The organism is Bradyrhizobium valentinum (assembly GCF_001440405.1).
Classification (GTDB): Bacteria; Pseudomonadota; Alphaproteobacteria; order Rhizobiales; family Xanthobacteraceae; genus Bradyrhizobium; species Bradyrhizobium valentinum.
On sequence record NZ_LLXX01000207.1, the window covers coordinates 25,625 to 37,133 of the forward strand.

7 protein-coding genes are annotated in these 11,509 nt (G+C 60.4%); 4 read left to right on the forward strand and 3 right to left on the reverse strand.

Translation table 11 applies throughout. From position 1 onward, the window contains the following. Positions 1-318 precede the first annotated feature (318 nt). Entirely contained in the window at positions 319-1,428 is a 1,110-nt protein-coding gene (locus CP49_RS36285; RefSeq protein ID WP_057854902.1) for an MBL fold metallo-hydrolase, read from the forward strand. Next, positions 1,425-2,042 carry an SCO family protein gene (locus tag CP49_RS36290; protein WP_057854903.1) on the forward strand — a complete coding sequence of 206 codons (618 nt, stop codon included), beginning with the start codon at positions 1,425-1,427 and terminating at the stop codon, positions 2,040-2,042. The genes CP49_RS36285 and CP49_RS36290 overlap by 4 nt, the downstream gene beginning before the upstream one ends. A 459-nt stretch (positions 2,043-2,501) precedes the next feature. On the opposite strand, the gene CP49_RS42055 is transcribed toward CP49_RS36290, so the two are convergent. Both CP49_RS42055 and CP49_RS36300 read right to left on the reverse strand, forming a co-directional pair. Beyond that, positions 2,502-5,813 carry a LuxR C-terminal-related transcriptional regulator gene (locus CP49_RS42055; protein ID WP_338060447.1) on the reverse strand — a complete coding sequence of 1,104 codons (3,312 nt, stop codon included), beginning with the start codon at positions 5,811-5,813 and terminating at the stop codon, positions 2,502-2,504. Positions 5,814-6,328: 515 nt separating this feature from the next. Beyond that, a complete protein-coding gene (locus CP49_RS36300) occupies positions 6,329-7,138 on the reverse strand; it encodes a reverse transcriptase/maturase family protein (protein ID WP_476695637.1) in 810 nt (269 codons plus the stop codon). A gap of 485 nt (positions 7,139-7,623) precedes the next feature. Between CP49_RS36300 and CP49_RS36305 the strand changes: the two genes are divergently transcribed. Further along, entirely contained in the window at positions 7,624-7,917 is a 294-nt protein-coding gene (locus CP49_RS36305) for a hypothetical protein (RefSeq protein WP_057854905.1), read from the forward strand. A gap of 264 nt (positions 7,918-8,181) precedes the next feature. Further along, positions 8,182-8,313: a hypothetical protein gene (locus CP49_RS48825; RefSeq protein WP_276326873.1), complete on the forward strand. Its 132-nt coding sequence runs from the start codon at positions 8,182-8,184 to the stop codon at positions 8,311-8,313. On the opposite strand, the gene CP49_RS36310 is transcribed toward CP49_RS48825, so the two are convergent. Continuing rightward, positions 8,302-10,905, reverse strand: coding sequence for an AMP-binding protein (locus CP49_RS36310; RefSeq protein ID WP_082646425.1), 2,604 nt, complete (start codon positions 10,903-10,905; stop codon positions 8,302-8,304). The genes CP49_RS48825 and CP49_RS36310 overlap by 12 nt on opposite strands. Positions 10,906-11,509: the final 604 nt, after the last annotated feature.

Sequence of the window (11,509 nt, forward strand, 5' to 3'; positions counted from 1 at the left end):
AGCTTGATTGCTACTCGATGTCCGAAATGCGCCGACGATAGCGGACCAAATTCCGCATCGCAGCGAAACGACGCCAAGTGCGATCAACGGAAGTGAACCTGCTCTTTTGGCTGCACCGAAAGTGGCGTAGTCTTCGATGAGCTGTCAATGGGCCGTGCCGGAGTTCTGCAGTTGAGCGCAGCACCAGTGCCTTCGGCGGGCAAGCACTACTCATTCATTGATTGGATTTAAGGGCGCGATTTTGCGCTCTCTATACTTCGCCAGTTTTGGGGTCATCCAGCCAAGGATAACGCTTGGCTCCATTGCAGGGAGGGATCGATGATCGAGCAATTCAAACGCCGCGATTTTCTGAGGGGTTGTGCGGCCGTTGGGGGAGCCGTCGCCGTCGGCAGCTTTACCTGCATCGAAATCGCCAAAGCAGCCGCGATCGACGTTCCCGTGGTGGACAAACTTTCGATCCGGGTGCTGATCGATGGAAGCCAGAATATTTTCGAGCGGCCGGGCAAGGTGGGGAACGTCTCGATCGAGCCGGCACCACGGCAGCAGGATTATCGTCGCGCACTACACAACCAATGGGGTTTGTCTCTGTACCTGCAGTCACAGCGCGGCAACGAGCAGCGCACTATCATGCTCGACTTCGGCTATACGCCGGAAGCTCTGCTCAACAATATCGAACTGACCGGCGCTGATCCCAGCAAGATCAATGCAATGGTCGTGAGCCATGGCCACTTCGATCATTACGGCGGCCTCGTCGGCTTTTTGCAGAAGTACCGCAGCGCGTTGCCCGCCGATGTGAAACTCTATGCCGGCGGGGAGGACAATTTCTGCCAGCGCTATAGCGGCGCGCCCGGCGCGCTTGCCGAATTTGGCGCGCTGGATCGCCGCGAGCTGGCTGCGAACAAGGTCTCAGTCGTTCTGGCGGAAAACCCGACGGTAGTCGCCGACCACGCTTTCACGACGGGTAAGATCAAGAGGTCAGGCATCGAAAGAGTGTTGCCGAACACGCACGTCGGATTTGCTGTGAAGGACGGTCTCGGCTGTAACGCGAGCCACTACCTGCCGGCGGAGATGCTGGGCAAGATCGTTCCGGACGAGCACATCCACGAGCACGCGACCTGTTTCAATGTAAAAGACCGCGGGCTCGTGGTGATCAGCTCCTGCGGTCACGTCGGCATCGTCAATTCGGTCCGGCAGGCACAGGAAGTCTCCGGCGTGCAGAAGATCCATGCTATCGTCGGTGGCTTCCATCTCGGGCCGGCACCCGAGGACTATCTCAATCAAGTTGTCGCCGAGATCAAGAAGCTCGAACCGGACGTGATTATCCCGATGCATTGCAGCGGCGACAACTTCGCTCGCGCCGTGCGCGCGCAGCTGCCGGACAAGCTCCTGGTTTCGACAACCGGCGTCCGTATGACAATGGGCGCATGAGGAACGGTCGGGTCCTTGTCGGCTCGGTCCTGGCCGCGGGACTGCTCGGTGCAGTGCTCGTGGTGCACGCGCAGAGCGAACGCAGCGCCGGCGAGCTGATGGACGCAGTGATGTGGGGCAAGGAGCCGATCGGCGGCCCCTTCACTCTCATCGATCACACCGGCAAGCTTCGTACGGACGCCGATTTCCGTGGCAAGCTGATGCTTGTCTATTTCGGGTTCAGCTCCTGTCCGGACGTCTGCCCGACCGATCTGATGGCGATCGGGGAGGCCGTCGACAAGCTTGGCCCCGGCGGCGACGCGGTGCAGCCGTTGTTCGTCACTGTCGATCCCGACCGCGATAAGCCTGCGCATCTCGCCGACTATGTGCCGTTCTTTCACTCGCGCCTGCTCGGCCTGACAGGCGATGCTGCGCAGATTCGCGACGCCGCGCGCCTGTATCGGGTCTTCTACGCCAGGGTCGCGATCGAAGGCGCCGCAGAATACACCATCGATCATTCAGGTTTCATCTATCTGATGGATCGCGACGGCAAGTATCTCGGGTTCTTCCCGCCGGGAACCCCATCGGATCGGATGGCCGCGGTCATCAAGGCTCATCTCTCAGCCAAACGCTGAAGGGTCCGCTGCGCGAAAGATCTAATTTGCCGAACAGATTCGATCTGATTTGGGTCGTCCAGTCTGCTCACCAAAAATAAACAGCTTCCCTCCTCCCCCAAATCAGTGGCTATTTCCGCGCTGTCCCGCCTCGACAAGAGGGGCGTATCGCGATCGGATCGATCCGCCATCAAGCCGGCAGCGACGGAGGCAAGAGGAATTCGTCTCCGGGGAGAGCGCGCGCATATTTTTTTCGCCCCGATCCGCTTTCCTGGGAGCTTGCTATCGCTACCCTATAGGGCGGCAGCAAGGCGGATCCGGCTTCTTGCCGGACCCGCGGATGAGCGCAGCAACGCAAGCCGAACGGCGGGTGGAAAATAGGCAAGCAGCCATCGATGATGCCTGCGCCGTGCAGGATCGGGCGTACGAACGATGGATGGTCGCGTTCGCCGCGCCCTCCAACATCGGAAAACAGCACCGTCACACGATCAGATCGTGCGGCACGTGATGCTGCGCGATTTTGGCGTGATCAGCGGCGTTTTGCTCCGCGAGCGAAAGCCCGGCCGGTTCTGTATCCTGGATCGCTGCCAGCCCATCATGTCTGGCAACGTGCCGGTCATGCGCGGTCGAAGCCCGACCATTGCCCACATCTGCCAGATCGACGGTGTCCGAATATTTGGAATCGGCCATCTCGCTCTTGAAGTAGAATGAATCTCCGAGTGCCGGGGCGGCTGCCATCTCCGCGTGATCGGCGTCGGCGGGGGCAGGTTGGTCCTTGCTGGCGGCGTTCGGGTTCGATTCCGAATGTGGGTTGTTGGACGCGTCTGCAGACGCTGCATGCAAGTCACGCTGCGATTGGCCGTGATTGGCGCCGCTCTCCGATGTTGCATCATGCGCCGCGTGCTGCTCGGTGGCTGCGGAGGCGTCTTTAGAGGCGGCGTGCAAGTCACGCTGCGATTGGCCGTGATTGGCACCGCTCCCCGATGTTGCATCATGCGCCGCGTGCTGCTCAGTGGCTGCGGAGGCGTCTTTAGAGGCGGCGTGCAAGTCACGCTGCGATTGGCCGTGATTGGCACCGCTTGCCGCTGTTGTGCCATGCTCGGCATGCTGCTCGGCGACTGCGGGATCCTTTGCAGAGGCAGTATGCAGGTCGCGCTGCGATTGGCCGTGATTGGCACCGCTCCCCGATGTTGCATCTTGCGCGCCGTGCTGCTCGGTGGCTGGGGGATCGTTTTCAGAGGCAGCGCGCAAGTCACGCTGCGATTGGCCAGGATTGGCACCGCTCCCCGGTGTTGCGCCATGCGCGGCGTGCTGATCGGCGGCTGCGGAGGCGTCTTCAGAGGCGGCGTGCAAATCGCGCTGCGATTGGCCGGGATTGGCAGCGCTTCCCGGAGCTACGCCATGCTCGGCGTGCTGCGATGAGGCGGTTGCGGTTGCCACGCTGAAGCCGCCATGATCGATCGTGCCTCCCGCGACCGTTGCGGCTGCATCGCTGGTCGTCATTGCGACGGTGCTTGCGTGGATCGGTCCCTGATCGAACGTGAAGTGATCCTCCACTAGTCCGGTCGTGTGACCGCTCGGAAGCTCGACCGAAGACGCGCTGGCGAGGATAACGGCGGCGTCCCCGCCGCCTTCGGTCGCATGCTCCGGAGCTTCGCCGAGACTGGCAAACCGGGCGGAACCGGTTGGATCGACCCGCTCCCGCGCGAAATGGAAGCCGAAGCTCTCATCGGTTGTGGTCCAGATGCTGTCCGTGACGCGCGCAGTCTCGGTAGCTTCCGCGGAAGCCTCGGCGCTACTCTCCGTTAGAACGTCTCCCGCCGCCATGGCGGCCAGCGCCGGATCGATCGCCTCGCCGGTGGCCGCGACGGTCGCTGTTGCCGGCTCGTAGACGAAATCCGACTCTGCAACGGACGCAACCCCCTGAAGGTGGATTTCCAGCAGGGCCGAATCGCCGATATCGAGGGTCTGATCGGTCTGATTAACGTACACGATCGTTTGATTGTTCGCGCTGTCGTAGATCCAGGCGATGGTATGCGGCGGCACGGACGTAGCTGTCGGAGACAGCGCCATGAACGCCAGCGCGCCAAAGGCCGCCAGGTTGATCCTGTCCGACCCGGATTTGAAATCGGTAATGGTATCGAACTGGGCCGAACTGGAATCCGCCACGGCAAGATAGACGAAGGTGTCGTCGCCGTTGCTGCCCTTCAGCCGGTCGCCACCAAATCCGCCGATAATGGTATCCGCGCCGTTATTGCCGTTGACGGTTCCGGATCCTCCGTAGATCGTGTCGTTGCCGGATCCTGCATACAGAGGGTCATCCTTGCCGATGCCGTTGACGGTATCGATTTGAAATTCATCGCCTCCTCCCGCGATGGTGTCGCCTCGGGGAGTCCCAACGACGAATGGCGGTTCGGATATTTCGCGATCCCCCAAAGCAAGGTTGTCGAAATCGTTGGGGTCCGCATCGGTGCTGCCACGGATGGTGACCGTCACCATTTGCTTGGTGCCGCCTGCGGTAGTCACCGGGAAGGTATCGGTCAGGGTATCGCCGACATCGAGCGCCTGCACAGCGCTGTTGGCGTTGTCGAACGTGTAGGGCAACACTCCGGCCGCTGTCATCATGAACGTGCCGTAACCGCTCGAGTTCGTCCTCGGCGAGCTGATTGCCGTGAACGTAGTGGCGGTGCTGTAGACCTCGGTATTGATGAGTTTGCCGGCCGCAGTCGGGGGGCCCGGTGCGGCATTGGCAACGCCGATAGTGACCTTATGGGTTTGGCTGCCCGAGCGCGTGCCGTCCGAAACCGTGATCGTAGAGGTTTCGGTCGTGGGCGCTGCCAACACATTGACCGCGTCATTGCTGGGACCATGGGTGTAAACGCCGGTCGCGCCGTTGAGGTAGCGCGTGCCATAGAAACCGGTGCTCGACACAGCGTATGCTACGCCGTCCAACATCGTTTCGCCGGCGGTGCCGCCACTGATGCCGTAGGTCAGCATGACGTCCTCTTGGGGACTGCCGGCGACGAAGGTTCCGTTCGACGCGTTCGGGTCCGCGGCCTGGACGTCGTCCATCGCCGCAAAGGTCAGTGCTGCAAGTGGCAGCGCGCCGAATCCGCCGTATCGTCGTGATATGGCGAGCGCCGCGAGCACCGTCCGATTGTTGATCTCAAGCTTCTGATATATGTGGTGGAGGTGCACCTTGATGGTGCCTTGGGAAATGTTCAGCCGGCGCGCAATTGCTTTGTTTGACAAGCCTTCAGAAACCAGACGCATGATTTCGCGCTCGCGGTCCGTCAGCACGGCCAGCACATCTTCGACATTGGCGCCGTTTACTTCCTTGCCGGTTGGCGCCAAGTCTGGGGACGGTTCTGGCAGCAAACTGATGCCCCTCGCCACTAGTCTCAGGGATTGCAGCAAAGTTTCGAGGCTCGCGTACTTCGAAATCGCACCGCAAGCACCGGCCGCGATTGCCGCGGCGAGATCGCCATGTTCGACTGATGCGGTGAAGAAAACCAGCCGCGTGGAAAGATTTTCGGCGTTGGCAATGGCGAGAATTTCAGATGCCGTCACGTCAGGAAATGAGTCTCCGAGAAGCGCGACGTCGGGTGCCAAATTCCGAATCGCTTCGACGCAGCTTGCTCCACCGTGACACGACGCAACAATCTCGAAGTCACGATGAGCCGCGAATACTGACGTCAAGCCCTGCACAACGATCGGGTGTCGGTCTGCGATCACCAACCGGGTACGACGCATGAGCGGTCCTCGGCCTGCCCTCGGGTGTAACCCTAACATAATCCGGAGGATTTTATCCTCAATAAGCGCAGTTCTCGCAAACTGTTTTGGCGCTGACAGCCGTCCCTGCGTTCCGCGCAATTACAATTTGTCTTCCGACGATATACTCACTCACAAGCTGTCTATTCGGTAGCGCCCGTGCGGATCGCAAAGCCATCCACTGCTCTCATTGTGGCGATACTCGGTGCACACGTCTTGCACACGCGGCCCTCTAACTACTTGAAAATAATAAACTCTGTCGCGGGACGCCCATTGCTGAGCGCCCCGCCCAGATCCGTACGTGCGCAATTCACGTATACGGCTTCTACCCCGGGTGGCTAACGAGGAAGCGTTGCTCCGGCCATGGATGCAGGATGCGCGGGAGCGGCAGGTGCTTCGCGGCAATGACGTTCATGCGCGACCAAGTCAGGCGATACCTCTGGCTTCGTCGCCGCAGGCTCAGGAACCAGTGCATCTTGACGTGATTACGCACCGCCGGAAGGCTTGTCGGAACCGCGAAGTCGGCATAGTGCCCGTCAGCACGCGCCACGCGTGGACCCACAGATCGTAGACACAGTAGAGGTAGATGGTTCGCAAGCAACGGTGAGATCACCGCACCCTGCGGCGTCCCGGATCAAGCGGACGATCCTCTTGTCACCGATCCGATGTTCGATGAAGCGGACCAGCCATGTATGACTGATCGTGTCGAAGAACGACCGGATATCGGCGTCGAGAACCCACCGGACATTGCGTCCTTTGATCCCGTACGCGAGCGCGTCCAGCGCACCATGCTGGCTCCGCTCCGGACGGAACCCGTAGCTGAAGCCCAGGAACTCCGCTTCGTAGATTGGCGTCAGGATCATGACCACCGCCGCCTGGACGCTCTTGTCCTCGATCGCGGCGATGCGAGCGGACGTTGCTTGCCATCCGCCTTCGGAATGTAGGTCCGACGCGTCGGCAACGTTCGATACGCTCCTGTCTGGACTCGGCGGTGAAGGCCTCTCAGATTCTCCTTGAGGTTCTCCGCGTACCGGTCCCACGTCACCTGATCGATGCCGGCGGCTGCGCGCCTCTTCAGCGAGGTATGCCGCACGCAGGCAGTCGGCGGAGACCTGGTGCAGGAGCACCGTCGGCTTCTCCTTCTTGTTCCTGTTGACGGCTTCTCGTATGTGGGCTCGCGCCTGGGACACGGCTTTCCGGCTCTGCGTCCGGACCGTGCTTTGCGAGTCCGCATTCCCCTTGGTCCCATCCATTTGCTCGATCGGCTCCGCCGCAGCACAAGCCGCGTTGTTCGCCGACTTCCTCGGTACTCTGGGCGAGTCCGACTTCTCCGCATCGTGCATCACGGGCTGCGGCCTCCGGCCTTCCCCGTGCGGCCCCAGGCGCGGCAGCCCAGGGCAGTGCGGAGACCTCCCGGTTCCCGCGCAGAAGATGTGCGCACATGCCAGGGTCTTAGACGGCGCGGAGCCAATCGGGCACTCGCGATCGCGTGCCCGACCGTATTGCCTTCTGCCGGAACGAGGGCATCGGCACTCCGGATGATTGGAATTTCGCCGCTCAATGGCTGGCCTATGCGTTCCCCTGTCAACGCTTCACGCGTCGTCTCGCGACGACCCGCGGATGACTTGGGCCGGTGTGGATCGCTACTCCTTCACCGTGAAGGACTTGCACCTTCTGTCTTCTGCCGGTCTCCTAGCGTACCGCTCCAATCCATCATGGAAAGGCCCTTCACAGAACCGGACGCCACAACCTATTCGGTACCTTCTCAGAGGGAGTATGAAGGACAGCGGAAAAACACAGAATTTCGCTAGGACGAGAAAGCTGGTCGCTGATGCGGGCGGATGCGATCACCTACAAAGATTACAACGCCTATAGCATGCTCTATCTCTACCATCCGTTTCGGAAAGAAATCATGAGGCAGGTAGTTGCCAATATCCATTCATCCATCTCAGCCAGGGAGCAAGAGATGTTGGTCATCTACAACAATCCGGTCTGCCATGAGCTTATCATCAAGGATGGCGTGTTCTGCAAACAAAGGGAATATCCGGACGGATGGGGAAACGGAATCTTCGTTTATTCGAACAAAAATCTGCAGCATTCCAGGTTGCATCGTTCTCTTTCATAGTATTTTTTACTTAGTAGCGGAAAATTAGAGCGCCGCTGATAGTGCAACTCAATTGACGGTCGAACTCGAAACAAGCAGCAACCTACTCGCTGGCGGTTCTGGACGAGGTTTCATCGCGCGGACGTTGTCGCAGATGGGTCACTGGACTAAACCGCTCGCGCGGTAGGGCACGACGGCAGGCGGCACGGCCAAGAGGATAGCGCAGCGCGGCGTCCTGTCTTGAGATGAGGGGTTCGCAACCTTCACCCAAGACAGGAGCATCCCATGACCGACGAGGCAGTAAGCCCGTTGCACCGGCGCATGATCGAAGACATGACGATCCGCAAGTTCGCGCCAAAGACCCAACATCACTATTATGCAATAGGGTCTAGCGACGTGCGCGGTTCAATTGGCTGAGCGCGCCGTCAGCACAGCATCAATTCTTTGCCGCAGATGGTCAATCAGCGGTTCAGCGCCGATCGTCAGGCAGCCATGATGTCCCCCAGCGACCGGGATCAGTTCGAGTTGAGAGCTGAGATGCCGCCACGCCAGGCCCTCGTGTTCGGCCGCGTAAAAAGCCACAGGGACCTCGAGCGGTGCCGGAAGATATTGCGCCATTGCAATTGAATAGGCGTCCCATAACGCCGGCGGAACCTCATTATTGGGATTGGACAATGCGTCATACAGCTTGGCGATCCGCTCGGGGAACTGCCTCAGCTGAGCTATCGCCTTGAAGAACCGCTCCAGCCGGGCCATCAGTTCATACGTCTCCCGCAGAAGGTAAGGCGAAACTATGGGCTTCATCAGCCCGAGGATCGCCCGCGGCGCCGGACGGGCAGTGACGGTCGGCGGGTCGACCATCGCAACTATATCGACCTTGTGGCCGGCTGCCATCAGCAGGCGGGCTGCTTCGAACGCCACCATGGCACCGTTGCATTTGCCGCCCAGGAGGAAAGGACCGCTGCTCTGCCTCTCCAGAATATGCGGCAGGCGGTCGGCAGCCATCTCCTCGATCGATGGCGGAATCGGTTCCCCATGGAGGCCATGGGGATCGATGGAGATGATCGGGTAATCGGGCCCGAAAAGCTCCACCACCCGCCGCATGCACGAGTGGCCGCTGACGAGATCTCCGTTGAAGAAGTACAGGGGAGGCCGATGGCTACAGGCACTGAACTGGAAGAACGGCGGCGCCACCAGCGTGCCCGCATGCATGGCGATTCTTGGCGCAAGTCGCCGGATTGTTTCTGCCCCGAATAGGATCGTTTCCGGTACGGGGTGGCCAACGAGCCGCTCGACCTCGATGAGCATTTCCATCGCTTGCAGGGAATCACCACCGCAGGCAAAAAAATCATCGTCGACCGTCACAGCCTCGGACTTGAGCAGCCTTCGCCATAGGGTCAGCAGTTCAGCTTCCAGATCCAATGGCGCTTTGTTCACAGCAGGCAGCGGCATCGCCTCCTGATGACCCAACAGCCCGTCGAGCAACTCGCGCAGCCGTCGCCGTTGAACCTTTCCCGTCGCCCCCTTTGGCAGTTGGTCGAGAATCAGAATGCGCCGCGGAATCTTGAACGAGGCCAACTCGCGTTGCAGGAACTGTCGAACCTGCACAGGTGTCGTCTGCGCGCCAGGATGGGGAATGATGGCGGCTGCGACGTCATCGCCAAGGCGTGGATGGGCGATTGCGAAAGCAGCGGCTTCGGCTATGGCCGGATGGCGTAGTAGCGCGGATTCGACCTCAGCAGGGGCAATCTTTTCACCGCCGCGGTTGATCAGTTCACTCAGGCGACCGTGCAGGGATAGGAAACCGTCTCCGTCGAGGCTGCCGATATCGCCGGTGCGAAACCAGCCCTCTCTGAAAGCAGCTTGGTTGAGTTCCGACGCATCGAGATAGCCAGAGATCACGGTGGGACCACGAACCCAGATCTCACCCCGCTCGCCGGCCGGCAAGGGATGTCCATCCTCACCAACAATGGCCACGGTATCAGGCCAAGGTTGCCCGCAAGTCCCAGGCCTATTCGGCCCGGGCGGCGGCAGGTTAGCGGCGATTTGCGCAGCTTCGCTGGAGCCGTAATGCTCCAGCACCGGCACGCCCAAAATGCGCTGCAGGCCGTCTTGCACCTCCTCCGGAAGCGGCGCGCCACCCGACACAGCGAACCGCAGAGTGTGCGCCGCCGGCGCATCCTCAAGGCTTGCTGCCTTATCCAGCACGGCAGCGTGAAGCGTAGGACCTGCCGAGTACCAAGTCGGCCGAAGGACATCGAGCCACTCGTCCAGCGCCACAACGGCACTGTTCGCCGGGACGGCAATGCTGCCGCCCGTCAGGAGCGGTGTGAAGACCGTTACTTTGAGCCCATGGGAATAGTAAGGAGACGAAACGCTCAGGCAACGATCCCTGTGTGTGAGGCCGAACCAGGAGTGAAGTCGTGCGGCCGCCGCCAGCATATTGCTATGACTGAACGGAATGAGCTTTGGCTGCGCGGTCGTGCCCGACGTCTGCAGGATGAAGGCGGGCGAGCCCGGATCAGGCTCAGCGTCAATCGCAGGGGAGTTGGAGACCTGCACTGCGATATTGAGTCCAAGCAGACCTTGTCCGACAGGAGCGGCTTCGATGATGGGAAGCCTCCTCAGCTCAGCGGCCTGGCGAGCCTCAGAGGCACTGCCTTGCGGCAGGAGAAGAGCGTTCAGGCGCAGCATGTCGAGACGCTGATCAATCTCCGCCTGGGACAGTCGTGGATCAAGAGGAACCGCGATGCTGCAGCAGGCTACCGCCACGATGGTGAGAACCGCATCCGTGCTGTTAGGCATGAGTACCCCGATCCGGGCGTTGCAATCGAACCCAGCCAAACGCAACTGCCGGCGGATGCTGTCCAACTGGCGCTGAAGATCGCGGTACGTCAGGGGCGCAAACGTGGCGGAGACAATCGCAGGCTGATGTGGGAACGAACTGGCAGTCCGACCGATGACTTGGCCCAGTGTTAATTTGGCTTCAGCCTCTGTGCCGTCTCGCATTGGACTGTCCGCTTTGACCGCTCCGTCGGGGCGCAATCAACATAGCGGGAAAGAGTGGCATGGGGAAACAAGACGCCGCTAATCCTTAATTTCCATGCCCAGAACTGCTTCGCGAAGGCCGAGGAACAATCGGAATCGGTGAGGGTTGATCTAATGCTTCCAGCCGAAAGGTGCCCCCCGACTGCTGGAAGAAAACCCGTATCGTTCGGGTTGGCGGCCCCCTTGTTGGGGCCGTTTTAAATTCGAATGGCTCGGCTTTCCCTCCATCAAACGAACCGGCCTCAGCGTTGAGCAATGCCGCCGGCCCCCGTTGCAATACAGGACGATCCCTACCAGCCGCTTGCAGTGCCCCAAATAGCCCCTCGCACAGGAGAGTCCGTCTCTATCAATGCAATTGCGGCATTCGGAATCGGGGTGTCACAGATAACCCGTAGCAAAGACACCCGCCTTCCCATTGATCGGGCAACTGGCAATGATGAGTACCTCGGGTTGCTTAGGCGAATCTCTCATGGGTTATTTTGCTCTTCGTCGGAAGGCCGCATCTAGGAGGGCAATGACCACCATACTCGACATCAACTGCCGGAACATCACGGCGGACCGGCCG